Source organism: Microcystis sp. LSC13-02, from assembly GCA_002282935.1.
Taxonomy (GTDB): Bacteria; Cyanobacteriota; Cyanobacteriia; order Cyanobacteriales; family Microcystaceae; genus Microcystis.
Genome location: MTBT01000336.1, coordinates 1 through 17,064, shown reverse-complemented (window position 1 = coordinate 17,064; position 17,064 = coordinate 1). Strand labels below are relative to the sequence as shown.

General features: G+C 39.1%; 15 protein-coding genes and 1 tRNA gene. 9 read left to right on the top strand and 7 right to left on the bottom strand.

Annotated features, from left to right (window positions below):
* Positions 1 to 107: 107 nt before the first annotated feature.
* Positions 108 to 884 carry an RNA polymerase sigma factor SigF gene (locus BGL89_RS21010; protein ID WP_286827459.1) on the bottom strand — a complete coding sequence of 259 codons (777 nt, stop codon included), beginning with the start codon at positions 882 to 884 and terminating at the stop codon, positions 108 to 110.
* Positions 885 to 1,200: 316 nt separating this feature from the next.
* Complete coding sequence (gene ruvB / locus BGL89_RS21005; RefSeq protein WP_286827457.1) at positions 1,201 to 2,277, bottom strand: Holliday junction branch migration DNA helicase RuvB; 1,077 nt, start codon at positions 2,275 to 2,277, stop codon at positions 1,201 to 1,203.
* Between the two features lie 23 nt (positions 2,278 to 2,300).
* On the opposite strand from ruvB, the gene hisF reads away from it, so the two are divergent.
* From hisF to BGL89_RS20985, 4 genes are all read left to right on the top strand, one after another.
* On the top strand, positions 2,301 to 3,065 hold the full coding sequence (gene hisF / locus BGL89_RS21000; RefSeq protein WP_002787034.1) for an imidazole glycerol phosphate synthase subunit HisF: 765 nt from the start codon (positions 2,301 to 2,303) through the stop codon (positions 3,063 to 3,065).
* A 337-nt stretch (positions 3,066 to 3,402) separates the two neighbouring features.
* Complete coding sequence (locus BGL89_RS20995) at positions 3,403 to 3,603, top strand: hypothetical protein (protein ID WP_002796074.1); 201 nt, start codon at positions 3,403 to 3,405, stop codon at positions 3,601 to 3,603.
* A gap of 120 nt (positions 3,604 to 3,723) precedes the next feature.
* A tRNA-Ala gene (locus tag BGL89_RS20990) sits at positions 3,724 to 3,796 on the top strand.
* A 130-nt stretch (positions 3,797 to 3,926) separates the two neighbouring features.
* Positions 3,927 to 5,024, top strand: a complete 1,098-nt coding sequence (locus BGL89_RS20985) for an AI-2E family transporter (protein ID WP_286827460.1) — start codon at positions 3,927 to 3,929, stop codon at positions 5,022 to 5,024.
* A gap of 105 nt (positions 5,025 to 5,129) precedes the next feature.
* Here BGL89_RS20985 and BGL89_RS20980 read toward each other — a convergent pair whose 3' ends face one another.
* Positions 5,130 to 5,969 (bottom strand): reverse transcriptase-like protein, encoded by an 840-nt coding sequence (locus BGL89_RS20980; protein WP_286827454.1) that lies wholly within the window; start codon positions 5,967 to 5,969, stop codon positions 5,130 to 5,132.
* Between the two features lie 231 nt (positions 5,970 to 6,200).
* Between BGL89_RS20980 and BGL89_RS21405 the strand changes: the two genes are divergently transcribed.
* From BGL89_RS21405 to BGL89_RS20960, 5 genes are all read left to right on the top strand, one after another.
* Entirely contained in the window at positions 6,201 to 6,443 is a 243-nt protein-coding gene (locus tag BGL89_RS21405; protein ID WP_353743967.1) for an Asr1405/Asl0597 family protein, read from the top strand.
* Between the two features lie 44 nt (positions 6,444 to 6,487).
* Positions 6,488 to 7,063: a (2Fe-2S) ferredoxin domain-containing protein gene (locus tag BGL89_RS20975; RefSeq protein ID WP_286827452.1), complete on the top strand. Its 576-nt coding sequence runs from the start codon at positions 6,488 to 6,490 to the stop codon at positions 7,061 to 7,063.
* 365 nt (positions 7,064 to 7,428) lie between these two features.
* On the top strand, positions 7,429 to 8,583 hold the full coding sequence (locus BGL89_RS20970; protein ID WP_286827450.1) for a phosphotransferase: 1,155 nt from the start codon (positions 7,429 to 7,431) through the stop codon (positions 8,581 to 8,583).
* Between the two features lie 24 nt (positions 8,584 to 8,607).
* Positions 8,608 to 9,672 (top strand): T3SS effector HopA1 family protein, encoded by a 1,065-nt coding sequence (locus tag BGL89_RS20965; RefSeq protein ID WP_286827448.1) that lies wholly within the window; start codon positions 8,608 to 8,610, stop codon positions 9,670 to 9,672.
* A gap of 829 nt (positions 9,673 to 10,501) precedes the next feature.
* Positions 10,502 to 10,660 carry a hypothetical protein gene (locus BGL89_RS20960; protein WP_286827447.1) on the top strand — a complete coding sequence of 53 codons (159 nt, stop codon included), beginning with the start codon at positions 10,502 to 10,504 and terminating at the stop codon, positions 10,658 to 10,660.
* Positions 10,661 to 10,866: 206 nt separating this feature from the next.
* Here the strand turns inward: BGL89_RS20960 and BGL89_RS20955 are convergent, their stop codons facing one another.
* The 4 genes from BGL89_RS20955 to BGL89_RS20940 form a co-directional block, all read right to left on the bottom strand.
* Complete coding sequence (locus tag BGL89_RS20955) at positions 10,867 to 11,607, bottom strand: peptidylprolyl isomerase (RefSeq protein ID WP_286827445.1); 741 nt, start codon at positions 11,605 to 11,607, stop codon at positions 10,867 to 10,869.
* A gap of 91 nt (positions 11,608 to 11,698) precedes the next feature.
* A complete protein-coding gene (locus tag BGL89_RS20950; protein WP_286827444.1) occupies positions 11,699 to 13,234 on the bottom strand; it encodes a beta-barrel domain-containing protein in 1,536 nt (511 codons plus the stop codon).
* A 51-nt stretch (positions 13,235 to 13,285) separates the two neighbouring features.
* Complete coding sequence (locus BGL89_RS20945; RefSeq protein WP_286827443.1) at positions 13,286 to 16,006, bottom strand: peptidase domain-containing ABC transporter; 2,721 nt, start codon at positions 16,004 to 16,006, stop codon at positions 13,286 to 13,288.
* Positions 16,007 to 16,092: 86 nt separating this feature from the next.
* Positions 16,093 to 16,644 carry a helix-turn-helix domain-containing protein gene (locus tag BGL89_RS20940; RefSeq protein WP_286827442.1) on the bottom strand — a complete coding sequence of 184 codons (552 nt, stop codon included), beginning with the start codon at positions 16,642 to 16,644 and terminating at the stop codon, positions 16,093 to 16,095.
* Positions 16,645 to 17,064: the final 420 nt, after the last annotated feature.

Below are 17,064 nucleotides of genomic sequence, written 5' to 3'. Positions count from 1 at the left end.
CCCGTGAAGCGTCAACCCCATTCAGCGACCATTCTAAAAAGGTGGCGTGGTGAGGAATCGCCGTCCGTTTTACGGCGGCGAGGATGTCAAGAGAACCGATAATTGGGCTAAAATGCCTCTTGGATCATAGTTTCCTTGAGCATTTCTAAACCCTTTTTCACCCGACGGGAGACGGTAACGACACTAATACCTAATTGTTCGGCGGTTTCCCGTTGAGTAAGATCTTTAAGGAAGACAAATTCGAGAATATGACGGGTTTTCTCTTCTAATTGAGCGAGAGCTTGTTGTACACGAATGCGATCCTCTTGACAAAGTTGAAAGCTGCGATAACGGGGATCGGGAACGAGGTCTTTTAAACAAGTATTATTATCTTCATCGTTATTAACCGTCACATCGAGACTGAGGGGTTCACGGTTTTGGAAAGCCAGTTTTACCTCTTGCCATTCTTCGATCGAAATATTTAAAGCGAGGGAGATTTCCGTATCATTGGGTTGACGATTGTGGACAGTTTGGAAATGCCGACGCACATTGGCCGCTTGTCTGCCTAAATCTAACCAACGACGAGGAATACGAACTGTATAACCTTTATCGCGCAGATGGTGTTGAATTTCGCCGCGAATATAGGGAATAGCGAAGGAACTAAAAGCATGACCTTTGCTGCTGTCAAAACGCTCGATCGCCCGAATTAGTCCCATACAGCCAACTTGCACTAAATCTTCGTAATTTTCATGGCATTGATTGACCCAATGATGAGCTTCCCTTCTGACTAATCCTAGGTTTAACTTCATAATTTGATCCCGTAACTTATTATCTCCTGTTTTTTGGTATTTTTGAAACAGGGTGAGAGTTTCGAGTTTAAGATTTTCTTGATTTACGACAGACATAGGGCGCTAACAGACTTAAAAAATGTTGACTATAAAAGATCACTATTGCAATTAGCTTTGACCAATCCCAATACAGTCTAGATGAGAAGCGGCAAGCAATCACAACAATGTAATTTGCTACTATCACTATGATAAGACCTTTATATAAAGACTTGTGTGATTTCACGCAGTCAAGCCGGTATTTAAAGACACCAATAAGCTAAAACCCAGGTAATTAGGGTTTTAGGGTGTGGGGTGTGGGGTGTGAATTTTCCCCCGGAAAAAGTCTTAATCCAACAAGGTTTTCAGATTTATTCAGCCAGCCCTATCTAGAAAACTACAACTCAAACAAAGGTAAACTCCGATCCTTATTTTTCGGCAATTTCGCCAGTAGGCCTAAATGTTCGTAGGCGGCTGCCGTGACTACGCGACCCCGGGCAGTACGATTAAGATAACCTATTTGTAATAAATAAGGCTCATACACCTCCTCGATCGTCTTGGCATCTTCTCCCGTGGCTGCCGCTACCGCTTCCAATCCCACAGGCCTACCTTGAAACTGTTCGATCATCGTCTTTAATACTAATCGATCGGTCCAATCTAAACCCATAGAATCCACATTTAATTCATTTAATCCCTGATCAGCTAACTGGGGAGTAATCACCGTTTCTCCCTTCACCTGTACATAGTCGCGTACTCGTTTTAATAAACGATTGGCAATGCGTGGAGTTCCCCGACTGCGACGGGCAATTTCGATCGCACCCGCTTCAGTAATGGGAATATTAAAAATAGTGGCACTTCTGAGAATAATTGCCGTCAATTCCTCGATTGTATAGAAACGCAGACGTTGAATCAGGCCAAACCGATCGCGTAAAGGGGAAGTTAAAGAGCCAACTTTGGTAGTAGCACCGATTAAAGTAAAGGGAGGTAAAGAAATACTGCGAATTTTCGCCGCTTGACCCTTGCCAATCGTCACATCCAGGCGATAATCTTCCATCGCTGGGTATAATAACTCCTCCGTCACCCGATTCAGTCGATGAATTTCGTCGATAAAAAGAATATCCCGGGGTTGAAGATTGATCAGGATGCCGGTAATGTCCCGGGGACGCTCTAAAGCGGGGGCGGCGGTAATGCGGCAATTTACTCCCATCTGGGCCGCTAAAATTAAAGCCATGGTGGTTTTTCCTAACCCCGGCGGTCCGTAGAAGAGCAAATGATCGATCGCTTCTTGTCTAGCTTTGGCTGCGGCGATGGTGACTTTTAGATTAGCCTTTAAGTCCTGTTGACCGATATAATCCTCTAGGGATTGGGGACGAATCTGCGCTGCTGCTTTTTCCGTTTCTTCTATAGTGGGATTGGGAGTGAGCAGATTTTCCTCGGCAGCCGGGGGGGAATTGTGCGATCGTTTGATGGCCATTGTTACAATCAAGAGTCTAGGATATGTTAGCGAAGCGGATTTTGCCTTGTTTGGATGTCAATAAAGGTCGGGTGGTTAAAGGGGTTAATTTTGTCAATCTTCAGGATGCTGGCGACCCCGTGGAGTTAGCTCGCTTGTATAATCAGGCAGGGGCCGATGAGTTGGTTTTTCTTGATATTACTGCTACCCATGAAGATCGGGACACGATTATTGATGTAGTCTATCGTACGGCGGAACAGGTTTTTATTCCTCTGACAGTGGGTGGCGGTATCCAATCCTTAGAAAATATTAAAAATTTGTTAAGAGCCGGGGCCGATAAAGTCAGCATTAACTCGGCTGCCGTGCGCGAGCCGGAATTGCTCGATCGAGCCAGCGATCGCTTTGGAAAACAGTGTATTGTGGTGGCGATTGATGCTAGACGACGCAAGGATGGGCATAACCCCGGTTGGGAGGTTTATGTTCGGGGTGGACGCGAAAATACGGGTATTGATGCTTTATTATGGGCCCAAGAAGTGGAAAAACGCGGGGCGGGTGAGTTGTTAGTTACCAGTATGGATGCCGACGGCACGCAAGCGGGTTACGATCTGGCCTTGACAAAAGCGATCGCTGAAAGGGTGGAGATTCCTGTGATTGCCTCTGGAGGAGCGGGCAATTGTCAGCATATCTACGAAGCATTGACGGAAGGGCGGGCAGAAGCGGCTTTATTGGCTTCTTTGCTCCATTATGGTCAATTAACCATCGCTGAGGTCAAAAATTATCTGCAAAATCAACAAGTACCCGTGCGTTAGCCAGGGAAAATGAGGGCAAGATTTGCAGAACTTAATCTAGTGATTAAGTCGGTTTTTCGGGAAAAGGATTTCTTTAGGCTGCAACCCAAGAAGAGCAAGGTTTAGACCTAAGCTAAGACACATTTTAACCGCTTACTGTTGCCTCTTGCCGCTTGCCTCTTGCCTAATCTCAACAAGCAATTTAAATTTGCGGGCGGTTTATTACTGAAAGCTAATGGCTGTCGGCTGACAGCCGTGATCGAGACACCGGCAAAAAATCCCTGTTTTTAACTTCCGTCCGATTATCCCTGGGGAAAATTATGTATTAGAATAGATGAAAGTTAACAAAATTTAAAATATGTTAGTTCCGATTCTCATCTTTGACCTCGGTCTTGTGGCTTGGTCATTGCATCTGATGCAGCAAGCGTTCGACAAGCAAGAGTTTTCCTTGATGCTGGCAGGAACCTTAGTGGCAGCAGCGGCAGCGGCTATGTTAGTAGTTTATTTCCTCATGGGTCACTGTTTAACCTATTTAACCCAAATTCCGGCTCCTGTCTAAATGGGGGCGATTGTTTCACCCTTGTCTTATCAGCGATCGCCTTTGGAGTGACAAATTTTTTTTCTCGTCACCCCTTGACAAAATAATTCTATTTAAGCTATACTAAAAAATGGTCTTCAAGGGGCTATAGCTCAGTTGGTAGAGCACCTCAATGGCATTGAGGGGGTCAGCGGTTCGAATCCGCTTAGCTCCATAAGGTTAGGATAAGAGTTTCAGGGTTGCTTGGACCAGAAAAGTAACGAGGAGATGCTAGATTGAAAGAGGATTTCTGGTTAGAAAAGTCTCTTTTTACCTCGATACTCTCTCAGAAAAAAATTAATTATATGATAGAGCTTTTTAAGCAACTACCTCGTTGGTTGCGGCTAAGTCTAGTTTTTCCGCTCTTATTTCTCAATGGCTGGTTATTATTCCAATTATTTAGCTACCTAGAACCCTTAGTCAGTATTTTTGTCACTGCTAGTTTACTAGCTTTTGTCTTAGATGTTCCCATCAAACTGCTGCAAAGACGCGGGGTTAATCGCAGTGGTTCGATCGCTATTGTCTTTTTAATTGCCCTATTAATTTTGATTGTTTTAGGTTTAATTTTAATTCCCCAGATTGTCGAACAATTAAGCAGTTTAATCAATAGTTTGCCCCAGTGGATCGAGTCGGGAACCGAACAGATACAAAATTTAGAAAAGTGGGATAAAACTCAGAAATATGCGATTTATATCGAGCAATCAATCACCCAGTTATCGGAACGACTAACCAATGTTTTACAAACTCTTAGCACTCAATTACTGAGCTTTGTACTGGGAACTATCAACAGTATCTTAAACATTCTATTTGTTCTGGTTCTAACTGTCTTTCTTGTTCTCTATGGCGAACAAATTTGGGAGGGAATTTTTAGCTGGATTCCGTCCCCCTGGAATTTCAAATTAAGAACGATTATTCGTCAAACTTTTGAAACCTATTTTGCCGGTCAAACCATTTTAGCGGGAATTCTCAGCCTTGCTCAAATTTTTGTTTTTGTGATTCTCAAGGTCGATTATGCCCTATTATTCGGGGTGGCGATCGGTCTAACTACATTAATTCCTTTTGCCAGTGCCTTTACCATTATTGGCATTAGTACCCTACTGATGTTTCAAGATTTTTGGTTAGGGTTAAAAGTTTTGACCCTGACCATTATTGTCGGTCAAATTAATGATAATGTCATCGCCCCGCGGTTAATGGGAGGTATGATCGGACTTAATCCCGTCTGGATTATTTTATCTCTTTTTATCGGGGGCAAAGTGGCAGGAATTCTCGGTTTATTGATAGCAGTTCCCATCGCTAGTGTCCTGAAAAGTACCATCGATATCATCCGCTCGCAGCAGCGGGAAAAAGAACCGGTAGTTCTCCTAGAAGAAACGGTGAAAAATTCCTCAGAGGAGGGCAAATAATCCTAAATCCTGTTTTTTCAGTGATCAGTGAACAGTAAACAGTGAATTGAAAACTCACATCTGGTAACTGAATACTGAATACTGAATACTGACTTCTGACTCCTGTTATGAGCGGCTAATTTCTTCGAGAATAGCCATCGCTTCTGTCACCCTATCCCTAGGGATAAATAAATGATCGTGATAATAACCGGAAATGACATTGACGCTAATTGCCGCTTCGGCCAGTTTCTCGCTAATTGCCGCTAAAAATCCCACCGCTGCTAAACTGGAATGCACAGAAAGAGTAATTTGTCTATAAATATATTTGTACTGCAAACCCGTGCGATCGGCTTGCTGACGGGGAATAATCACCGTTAGGCCTTCCTCTTCCTGAAATTGGCAGATAGGAGTTAATTGTAGCTGTTCTAGTCCTGTTGCTGTTAGGGAAGAAAAAACGAATTCTTCGGTATTTAGGACTGGTTTCAGGGATTGGAGCAGAATATCGAGATTAGTTTCGCCTTCCTTTGGTTTTTCTGGCGATTTTTTCGCCGCATCCAGACAATGATTGGCAGCAGCGTCAGCCAAACTATTTTTAGCTCGTTCAATCCAGCACCAGCTAATGCGATCGAATCGGGCAACTAATTGACAAGCACGCTGATAAAAGGGACGTAAACTATCGCTTTTTACCTTCCAGTCTCCCTTAACTTGATTGATGACTAATTGACTGTCTCCGCGAATTTCTAGGCTTTTTAAGCCTAATTCTTGGGCTTTTTCCAATCCAATAATCAATCCCGTGTATTCAGCCTCGTTATTAGTGGCTCTCTCCATATATCTAGTCGTGGTCAAGGAATTACCCTCGGCTAAAACTATTACCGCTGCACCGGCTGCTCTCCCCGGATTGCCGCGAGAACCACCATCAAAATAGAGAATTGCGGAATTACCGTTTTTTTGAGCTTTTTTATCCATAATTTTCCTCAATAAATCTTGTTATCTCCATTTTTATCCCTTTGACAATTCTAGGCGGTAGCGATTCCGGGATCGGCAAAGCGCACCAGCCAACAATAGCAAGATTTTAGCCGATCGCCGCTACTAGGTAACTTTTTTTCTTCAGGTTATTGATAATTATTTGCAGTTGTCGGCTATACTGAGAACATCAGCCTAGAGTTATATTAATAATATTTCTCAATTAAAAGCCCCATGAGTATAGACAAATTGCCATCGGAAGGAGAGAAAATCTTCCCTCTTAGTGCTTGGGAGCGCTGGCAGCTCTACCACCGGCTGCAGGTCCTGGACATTGAATGTAAATGCTTGCTCCATAAGCCTTTACAGGTTTGCATCGCTAGACCGGCTCAACTTTTACAGCTGTGGACTGTCCTGCGGCAGCTAGAGACTTGCCGAGGCTCTTTAATCGGTTGGCTGGAACCCTGTTGGCAGGCCTAATCCTTGAGAAAAATTAGCAATCTGAGCCTAAAAAGTGAGAAAGTATGTCAAAATCTACAACTACCATGGTTTCCTTTCAAGTGGTCGGTCAATTCCTCGGTTTTGTCCTCAAGGACGGATATAAGGTAAAATACCTGAGAATCAGTGTTGATAAACGAGAATATTGGTTTAAGCCCGAAAAAACACTGCGAGACCACATATCTCTCAATATTGCTCTCCACTCATGGCTAAAAGTGACGGGAGAAAGTAGTCTTTGTTCAAAGACGGGAAAATTAAAACTTAGGGTACTAGGGATCGAGCATTTATCCGGCGAAAAAACCCCAGAAGTGGCCCCGGCAAAAGCGAAAAAAGCCACCGTCTTAATCTGTCAGAAGTCCGATTGTTGGAAAAATGGCGGTGCGAGAGTCTGCCAAAGGTTAGAGAGTGATTTAGGGGAAAAAGGACTGGGAGAAGCGGTGAATATTAAATTAACCGGCTGTTTAAAACAGTGCAAAAAAGGGCCGAATCTGGTGGTTATGCCCGATAAAAAGCATTATAATCAGGTGGCTCCCCAAGATGTCCCCTCCCTGATCGAGCGGCATTTTGCCACTGCCAAGCAAGAGAATAGCCTATCAGTTTAACTGGCAATTTAATTGGCGATCGCTCTTGACAAGCGATCTTTTTTGTGCATAAAAGAGACGAAAGGGATAAAAAAAGTCAATTCTTGCTGCCGATAATTTATGAGAGCTGCCACTGCCAGATTGGTCTAGTGGCAAAAATCGCTAATTTTATGCAAATTAGATGAGCTTACCCTGCTATCCTTTTTTGTGTTGACAATCTCATGTAAAATGATACAAATCTATCCCATGTCTCTTGAGAGATTCGGCTTAATCTCTTGCCTAGGTTCTGTTGCACTTTTGGTCGGCATTTCAAAATTAAGACATAAATATTTCTTTTAAGTCTTGCAAAAAAGTGATATTCTTTCTAAGAACCAAATAAAAAAATAATGATAGCGTTTATTGGAGGTAGAATGGTCTTTGCACTTAATTCATCTAATGTTTTTAGTTATCTTTCTGAGCAAAACTTACTCAACACAGGACAAAAGTATTTAGAAAAGGTTGAGTTAATTGAAGCTAAGAATTTTAATTTATTAGTAACGTTTTCTGATCAGTCTAAGCTATTGGTTAAACAGGAACGTTATCAGAAACAAGGAAAAGTGATCGGAGAATTTTTTGGGGAATGGAAAAGCCGGGAGTTTTTGCGGCAACTTCCTGAATTTTGTCTACTTAAAAACTATGTGAATAGAGTCATTCATTTTGATCCAGATAACTCAATTTTAGTCTTTCATTATCTAGAGGATTATCAGGATCTCACAAATCTTTATCAGACTTCTAATTTTCCAATCAAGATTGCAAAAGACATTGGCTATTTTTCTGCTTTTCTTCATCGAGAAACTTTCCAAAATGAAGAATATAAAAACTTTTGGACAGCAGATAAAAACCCACTTTCACCAGAACCTTTGAAGTTCTTAATTGAAGGGTTAGAAAGAATTACTCCTGAGATCTTTAGTGTCGTTCCTGCTGATGGTTTGAAGTTTTTTGTTCTCTATCAGAAATACGATAGCTTAGGACAAGCTATATCAGAATTAAAACAAGCTTTTCAACCCTCTTGTTTAACCCATAGTGATTTAAAAATCAACAATATTTTACTGTCTAAAAATTGGCAAAATCTTGATCAAAAATTGCTGTGTGTTATTGATTGGGAAAGAGCGAGTTGGGGAGATCCAGCTTTTGATTTAGGGATGCTCATTAGCAGTTATTTACAACTTTGGTTAAATAGTTTAGTGATTAGTCGCACTCTAAGTATTGAAACTTCTCTCAAATTAGCGACAATTCCCCTAGAAAACATTCAACCTTCCTTAAAGATTTTAATACAAAATTACCTAGAAATTTTTCCAGAAATTTTAGAAATTCGCCCTGATTTTATTGAAAGAGTAATTCAGTTTGCTGGTTTAGGATTAATCCAACAAATTCAAGCAATGATTCAGTATCACAAAGTCTTTGGTAATTTAGGAATTGCTATGCTACAGGTCGCTAAAACCTTATTATGTCGTCCTCAAGCTTCAATAACTACTGTTTTTGGTGCTAACATCGTATTTTAATTGTATTCAATGAGGATAAAAATGATGAATGTTTTCCCCGTTAATTCCCAATTACTCGAACTTCTTAAAGAAATTGCTACCACTGTAGAAATTCAAGCAGATTTTTGTATTTCTCATCCTAATTATCAGCCTTGGCAATTACCGATAGAAGCGCGAGAGAAATTTCAAAATCTACCTTTAGAGTTGCAGAAAAAGTATCTTAGTTTACAACTTCAAGGGTTTCTTTATGGGGTTTATTACAATGGTTCTTTACGAAAAATTTTATCTCTGGATAATTCAAGTAATTCTTCTTCATTAGATTTAGAAAATGACACGGTTTTAGGGATAGATACATCCTTCATGGAAGAATTACATAATAACAATTTTGGCGAGGGATATTTTGACGATGGTTGGTTAGTTTTACGCTACGAAGAAGATGGAATGATAGTGGTGAGTAAAGGAGGTTTAAGACTTCATGTTGAGCCAGCAAAACATTTTAAAACTTCTCAATCTATCCCCAATATAGGAGAAACTGTCGCTATCCGAATGCCGAAAAATTTGTTGCAAAAGGGGTTTTATTTAGCGGCGAGTAATGTTGAACCTAACCCTAAAAGTAAGTTAGTTAGAGTTTATTTTAATATTACTCATGAAGGAGCGATATCTTGCATGGCTAGTCTAACTAAACAACTCAATCAGTTGCCTGTATTTTTTCATTTTAAGGTGTTATACAATCCTGATGATTATCATCGTTATGATGCAGGAGTCTTGTACCTAGAAAAGGAAAATTATGCAAAAATTAAACCGATTTTGTCTCAGATATATCAGGAGAATCAATCCTATTTTAAGCCAGAAATTCCCTTATTTACTAAGTTTTTAGCGTCAGGTTTAGGGTTAGGAGAAGAACCAGAGCAAAAGTTAAGTGAGCAAGATAGTTTTGGCACAAATCGCTGTCAAATAGTCGCTAATGGATTGTTAGAAGCTCATCAACGAGGGGATAGTTCAGTAAGGGAGCGATTGGAAGCTATTATTGAGCAATTTTCCACGTTAAGAATTAACTTAGAGCATCCTTATTTAAATCAAGGCTCTGAAGATATTTATGACTTGTTTTAATCCTAACAAATACTAGGGGAGATTCGAGTCCAGTGATCACTCCCCGACAAATGGAAAAAGGCATTAATTCAGAGATGATGAACAGGTAAACAAAGGTGCTTGCAATATCATTTTTGTTTTTTTGTCTGTTCTGGTAGGTACAAAACTTCCTGTCAGGGATCTCGAAAAAATGCCTAAAATCCCTAATGAAAAGGCTTTTCAGCGATTGTCAGCCTGAAAAGCAATCTTAGAGGTCAAAACTATAGTAAATTTGTTGACCTTCCTAGAGCCTCACATTGTTCAAAGTAAGCATTATTATGCTGCTTAAACCTCATCTATTTTCAAAACTAGAGTTTTTAGCCGCTCTAACCCCCAAACTTTGGGTTTTCCTCTTCTATGACCGTTTTTTCTAATATTATTAGAGTCAGATTGTGGACAGTTCATCTTGATTTGTTCATGAGGGCGATCGCCGACTAAAATTTTTCTTCCCCATTCTGCATCATCCCGCAAGCATATAACGCCGATTTTAATTTAGACGAGAGATAGAACTCTTCTCAAAAAAAAAGACATAATTGATGCACTTATGAGAAAAAAGAAAAGAAGATTAAGAGCATTTTCAGTAAAAACCCCAAGTTTTGAAGATTATCTTTAAGCCGTCTCTCCGCAAAAACAAGGAAAAGTTAAGAGTTTTTTGATCTATCTAGATGTGATTGTACTGAACTTAACTACACCTATTAGGTCTTTTTTATAAGTTAAAACCTCTTGCATTTTTAAAATGAGTAAGGGACTATGGTAATTAGGTAATTAACCGAAGTTAATTGTCTTTTTACTCACATAAGGAGTCAAAACCATGGCTAACATTGTTATTTCCGATCTTCGTCCTGCTGGTGCTGATTTATTCACTGATTCTGAAAGTTTCCTTTATGATCTAACTGATGACGAGCAGATGATTCAAGGTGGGCGAGGAGCAGTCGTAATTTTGTGGACTGCTATTTGCGTTCGGTGGTAATAGCTAAAACTCGTTAAACTTATTATCATTAACCCCTCTGAGCAATCGGAGGGGTTTTAATTAGTAAATAGATTAGTCCCGTAATATTGCGGTATTTTCAAACCACTTATTTTAAGTAGTCGTGCAAAATTAATTTCCTAGTGAAGATAGGCAAAAGGCAAGAGGCAAAAGGCAAGAGGGGGTTAGATATGTGTAATTAATTTTGCTTAGGTACTTAATAACTTTTCTACAATCATAGTAGCCATCTGTTTATTTAACCAATCAGATAACAAATCTGCCAAAATTTGATAGCGTAATGACTCAGTTAAGTCTGGGTGAGTAATTTCCTCAACTTTAATTAAATGTACTCCCTTAGCAGTAACAATAGGTTTTAATAATTGGGGAGGATTTGAGGCAAATACTTTCGCTGAAATTTCTGGTTTCATATCTGTTTTTTTGATTGAACCCAAATAACCCCCTTTACGTTTTAATTCTTTGTCTTTAATGTACTTTTGCGCTACGTCAAAAAAAGTTATTTCATCCTCTTGAAGTGCAAAAAATATCTCTATTGCTTCATCTTCATTATCCAAAATTACCTCGTATAAAAAGGCTTGTGAATAATTTAATTGATTATCATAAAAATAAGGGTCGATTTTATCAACTAAAAAGTGCCGAGCTAATTTCTTAGTCAAAACTTTCATCCTTGCCATATCTTCAAAATCATCTATGGATAGATCAAACTTTTCTAACCATTGCCAAGTATCATCAGCACTTAATAATTTATAAGCTAATCTCAATTGATCAGCCGCTTCTTGTAGTTCTTCTGTTTCGGCACTAAATGCCATTTCTTCAGCCACACTTTCAATAATTTTACGCTTAATTACTTCTTTAATAATCTCTGGTAGTTTGAAAGATAGTTTAACTTGCTGAAGAATATCTTCATTAGTAATAGTAATTGTTTTTGACATGGTATTTACCTCGTTGAATCCTGTGAATAGTTATTTAACAATAATTACGTTAAAATTTAAAACACTAGCGGGTTACTTGACAGAAAAATTATTACAATTTAAACCCACCTTTTTGTAACTTCTTAAACGGATCTAAAACAAAATCAATAATGCGTCGTTGTCGCACAATAACCTCTGCCGTTGCCGTATCACCCGGACGTAGAGGAATACATTGATCCGCACTGGGCATACAGGTTTGATTAAGGGTTACTTCTACCCGATAGACTTCGATTTTACCATTAGGGGTATCGATTTGAGAAGTGGTAGGCGAAATTTTTGATAACTTCCCTTCTAATAAACCATAATCTTGAAAAGGATAGGCATCAAATTTCAGTTTTACGGGTAAACCCTCTTGTAGTGAGCCACTTTCCGTCGTCGGCATTTGGGCGCGTAGGATTAAAGGAGATTTTCCTGAAGCAATTTCAGCAATACGAGTCCCTGGCTGTACGACAGCGCCCGCTTTTTGAATCGGTAATTGAAAGACAATACCACTCACAGGAGCTTTTAAAGTGCGTTGAGACAGTTGAAAATTTAAAGAGTTAATTTGACCTTTGGTTTGCTCAATTTCAGCTTTAAGAGAGGTAACATCCGTCTCGATATTCTTTAATTGTTCTTCAATTTTTAATAGGGCTAGTTCGTTAGAGTGAACTAAAGTTTGTAAGCTTCTTTTTTGTTCACTTAAGCGTAATTTTGCCTGTTCGATATCCGATTGTGATTCCTTAAGAGACTTTTGATAACTACTTTTTTGTTCAGCAATACGCAGCCGTGCTTGTTGAATATCCGCTTTACTTTGTTCATAAATTTTTTGTTTTTCCTGTGCTTCATCTTTCTTTTGAACGACTTGAATTTCTGAAGCAATTCCCTCTTGCCACGCATTTTGATAGCGTTCAATCTCTCTTTGAGCATTAGTTAATTGAATTTTCGCTATTTCATAGGAGGTTTGGAAGTTTTTCCAACTCACCTCTGCTTGTCTCAGTTGGGCATTTTTCTCTGATTCTATCAAACTGTAAGTATTTTTAAGGCTTTCTAAACTTTGCTGTGCTTGGTCAATTTGAGATTGTTTTTCAAGTTCTCCTGCTTGATTTTGCTGTTTTTGGGTTGAGAGAGAAAAAATTAATTGATTTTTTAATAAATTGAGTTGATTTAGGCGATTTAACTGCCCTTCTAATTTATCTTGAGCTTGGATTAAATCACTTTTCACAAGGTCTGATTCTAAAACAATTAATACTTGTCCAGCTTTAACTGATTCACCCTCTTTGACCTCAATTTTAGATACCGTTCCTGTCACCGCAGAATCAAGTTTTATCGTTTCTTCTTGAGGTTCAATTCTTCCTGGTGCTGTTCCGGTTTCATCCACTTTAGAAAGAATTGCCCAAGGTAAACCAATCGCTACAAAAAGAAAGATAAAATAGAGTAATCCTCTTGTCCATGCTCGGGGTAAAGTATCTAACAATTCTTTGGTAGCATAAGACCAATCTTGAGAGGGTTGTGATTCGGGGGTCGATTCGATAATAATATAGTCCTCTTGATTTTTTTCTTGAGAATTTTGAGAATCAACTTTTCCATTAACATTGACATGATCTGGCATAAGAACTCCAATTAGTTAAACTAAATAGGACAAGGTAATAATTAAAGGGGATTAAGCAACATCTAATTGTTGATGATTAAGATAATAATAATGCCCTCGTTTAGCCATTAATTCTTCATGGGTTCCCTGTTCAATAAGAATGCCTTTATCTAGCACTAAAATTAAATCAGCATTACGCACAGTTGAAAGACGATGAGCAATAACTAGGGTTGTTCTTCCTTGTAAAATTTGATTTAAGTTATTCTGAATAATTCGCTCAGATTCAGCATCAAGATGAGAAGTAGCCTCATCTAAAACTAAGAGTTTAGGATTCCCTAATAAGGCTCTAGCAATGGCTAATCTTTGGCGTTGTCCTCCCGATAACATTCCGCCTCCTTCTCCAATTTGTGTTTCATATCCCATCGGTAATTTTTTAATAAATTCATCCGCACCTGCGAGTCGTGCCGCTGACATTACTTCTTCTAATTTTGCCCCCGGATGTCCTAAACTAATATTTTCTCGAATTGTTCCCCCAAATAAGAAAGTATCTTGGTCAACGACACCAATTTGATGACGCAGAGAACGAAGGGAGAGGGTAGTAATATCTTGTCCATCAATGAACACTTTTCCATCCGTAGGAGGATATAATCCTAAGACTAATTTAGAAATGGTTGTTTTTCCTGAACCGCTACGTCCAACTAAAGCAATCATTTGACCTGATTTGATATCAAAACTCAAATTTTCTAAAACATTAATATCACTTTCAGGATGATAACGAAAAGTGACTTGTTGAAAGCAAATATCGCCCTTAATGGGGGGTAAGGTTTGGCGAACTTGATGATGTAAATCTTCTTCGGGTTCAGCTTCTAAAACATCATTAATTCGTTCCACTGCAATGACCACTTCTTGAACTTGATTCCAGAGAATTGTTAAGCGTTGAAAAGGAGTAATCACATTAGCTAGGAGCATATTAAAAGCCACTAATTGACCAATAGTTAACTGATCTTTTATCACCAAAGATGCTCCAAACCAAAGCATTGCAGTGGTCATCAAGGATTCAATTAAGTTACTAAAAATCTGCAAGCGATTACTGATAACTTGCCCTGAAAAACTCTTGGTAATTTCTTGCTGTAATAATTCTTCCCAATGCCAGCGCACAGTCTGCTCAACAGCCGTTGATTTAACGGTACGAATTCCTGATAATACCTCAATTAGATAACTACTCTCATTGGCAAAAGAATTAAAAATTTCTCGTGAAATACGCCGTAAAAATGGGGTAGCAATCAAAGCAAGTAGAAAGAATGGTGGCACAATTACTAAGACCAAAAGAGCCATTTTCCAACTGTACCAAAACATTAACCCAACATAGATAAATACCGTTAGGAGATCAAGTAAGATAGATAAAGCTTCTCCCGACAAAAACCGTTGAATTTTACGATTTTCCTGAACACGAGAAATAATATCTCCCACATAACGAGACTCGAAAAAACTTAAAGGTAGCCGTAAAGTATGACGAATAAACCCCACAATTAAAGCCAAATCCACTTTATTAGAGGTATGATCTAGCAAGTATTGGCGTAAGCCCATCATCATGACTTTAAAAATGCCAAAAATCAATAAACCTAACCCAACGGCAAAAAGCGTTAACTCAGAGCGTTGTACCACCACTCGATCTAAAATTAATTGAGTAAAAATAGGGGTAATCAGTCCAAAAATTTGAATCAACAATGAGGCGATAAAAACTTCAAATAAAACTAAGCCGTAAGGCTTCATCAATTCAAAAAATTGCCAAAAAGGAGTAACTGTTTCTTGAGTATTTTTGAAAAGAGCGGTGGGTTGTAACAACAGGGTATAACCTGTCCATTTTTCTCGAAATTCTCGGTAAGTGAGAGTCAATTGTCCGATAGCGGGATCGCCGATAATGACTTCTTTGCGGGTGATCTCATAAACAACAATATAGTGTTTTCCTTCCCAATGAGCGATCGCAGGTAAAGGTTGTTTAGCCAATTGGTCTAAACTAGCTTTGACAGGACGAGTAGAAAACCCGACACTTTCAGCGGCAGCGACTAAACCTCGTAGAGAAGCACCATTGCGATCAACATTAGCAATATCCCGTATTCGGTTAACACTGAACCGTTTACCCCAATAACGTGAGATCATAACTAAACACGCTGCACCACAGTCGGAAGCACTTTGTTGAGCAAAAAAGGGATAACGACGGATAATACGCTGTAACCAATGTCCGATCCGAGAAGTGGGAGTCGGAAAATAGGCTTTTTGAATTTTTCGCCCTGGTTGGATTTCTTCGGCAACAACTGACCAATGATTCGTTATTTCTAGTTGAGACGATTCTAAGGATGGTAAATGCTCCGATTTAAGGAGTAAGGCATTGCGAGTTTGTGCTTGTTGCAACAGTCTTTCTCGAATGGAAGGATAAGCATTTAATAAGTAAAAAATGACTGTATATGGCAAAAAACAAAGCTTTAAATTTAAAGAAGCCCTAGCATCATAAGGCAGAAAATTTTCTTCAGGAAAGAGTGTCAATTCCCCAAAAAACTCTCCTGTGCCTAAAGTAGCGATTAATTCATCATCAGTATCTAAGAGTCTAACTTTACCCAAAATAATGATATAAATACCAGCCTTTGATGTAGAACTTTGCCAAAATTTACCGACTTTCGGCGTAATAGACTGAATTTGACTCAGACATTGCTGAAAATGGCTTTCAGAAAGGGTCTCACCAAAGATACGATTTAAAGTTAGTACAGACAGAGTAGGCTGAGATTGTTGGGCCATAGAATTCTCTCACTTGAAAATGCTTTGTCGAGAAATTAAGCAGGGAGTAGAAAAACACATTCAACTTTTCTGGCAGAAAGCTAAACCTATTTTTCTAGGTCTGTAGATGATAAATCCCTGATTATAATTCGACATTTATGGGTATTTTCAAGAGAATCATCGGGTCTTTCCGGATGATAACTCGTGGATAATCCCATTTTGTGCAGCAGTCGATTAATATGACGTTCATTGACTTCTATTCCCAATTCTCTAGCTAAATGCTGACTTAACCACTTGCCAGTCCATCTTCGAAAAGCATAACCGTAATCTTGAGGACTATGATTCACAAGTTCTTGTAATCGATCCAAATATTGATCGTTAATAGTTTTAGGGCGACCAATTGGAGAGTTCTGCCATTGGTGTGACATTCCCGTCTTTGCCATCAATATCCAATGTCTGGCTGTCGCTGGACAACAGTTCAAGATTTGGCAGATTTCGCTTTGGGTTTTTCCTTCATCAGTCAACAACATGATTAAAATCCGTTGGCGATACTGTTCTGATAGTTCCTTTTGAAGAGTATTTTCAAGTGTTTTACGCTGAAACACAGTCAAATAACGATTGACTACTTTGTTTGGCTCAGGATTAATCAGGTTATTCATGTTTACTATAAGTGTTGCTTATAAGTGTTACTTGTGGTGCAGAGAACTCCTGAAAGACTTGCTGTACAAGGAGTCCGATTGGATAGGGGATTGTCAGGAGAAGCAACTTGATGAGATGCTTAAGTTCCGCCACTAAAAGACATCGCTATGTTAGCCCCTCTCCTTTATCTTCAACTGTTTGAGCAACTAAGTCAATGGATTAACAGTGCGAACGCACACATTTCTTAACATTTAAGACTCAGAAATATTCAGAGAACCGCTAATTCAGACTTGAATTGTCAAAGTCTTTAAAGTAGTTCAAGAAAGATTTAGATTAAATAAAAGTCGATATATAGCGTTTCCTGTTCACAAGAGGTACATTCTCAATCCTGAAAAGCTTAATCAACAAAGGTTAAAGTGTGCCTCGCAGATGCGAGAACC

Bases quoted from the DNA above. Each gene is read 5' to 3' on its own strand.
- BGL89_RS21010 (WP_286827459.1), bottom strand. From the start codon at position 884: ATGTCTGTCGTAAATCAAGAAAATCTTAAACTCGAAACTCTCACCCTG.
- ruvB (WP_286827457.1), bottom strand. From the start codon at position 2,277: ATGGCCATCAAACGATCGCACAATTCCCCCCCGGCTGCCGAGGAAAAT.
- hisF (WP_002787034.1), top strand. From the start codon at position 2,301: ATGTTAGCGAAGCGGATTTTGCCTTGTTTGGATGTCAATAAAGGTCGG.
- BGL89_RS20995 (WP_002796074.1), top strand. From the start codon at position 3,403: ATGTTAGTTCCGATTCTCATCTTTGACCTCGGTCTTGTGGCTTGGTCA.
- BGL89_RS20985 (WP_286827460.1), top strand. From the start codon at position 3,927: ATGATAGAGCTTTTTAAGCAACTACCTCGTTGGTTGCGGCTAAGTCTA.
- BGL89_RS20980 (WP_286827454.1), bottom strand. From the start codon at position 5,969: ATGGATAAAAAAGCTCAAAAAAACGGTAATTCCGCAATTCTCTATTTT.
- BGL89_RS21405 (WP_353743967.1), top strand. From the start codon at position 6,201: ATGAGTATAGACAAATTGCCATCGGAAGGAGAGAAAATCTTCCCTCTT.
- BGL89_RS20975 (WP_286827452.1), top strand. From the start codon at position 6,488: ATGTCAAAATCTACAACTACCATGGTTTCCTTTCAAGTGGTCGGTCAA.
- BGL89_RS20970 (WP_286827450.1), top strand. From the start codon at position 7,429: ATGATAGCGTTTATTGGAGGTAGAATGGTCTTTGCACTTAATTCATCT.
- BGL89_RS20965 (WP_286827448.1), top strand. From the start codon at position 8,608: ATGAATGTTTTCCCCGTTAATTCCCAATTACTCGAACTTCTTAAAGAA.
- BGL89_RS20960 (WP_286827447.1), top strand. From the start codon at position 10,502: ATGGCTAACATTGTTATTTCCGATCTTCGTCCTGCTGGTGCTGATTTA.
- BGL89_RS20955 (WP_286827445.1), bottom strand. From the start codon at position 11,607: ATGTCAAAAACAATTACTATTACTAATGAAGATATTCTTCAGCAAGTT.
- BGL89_RS20950 (WP_286827444.1), bottom strand. From the start codon at position 13,234: ATGCCAGATCATGTCAATGTTAATGGAAAAGTTGATTCTCAAAATTCT.
- BGL89_RS20945 (WP_286827443.1), bottom strand. From the start codon at position 16,006: ATGGCCCAACAATCTCAGCCTACTCTGTCTGTACTAACTTTAAATCGT.
- BGL89_RS20940 (WP_286827442.1), bottom strand. From the start codon at position 16,644: ATGAATAACCTGATTAATCCTGAGCCAAACAAAGTAGTCAATCGTTAT.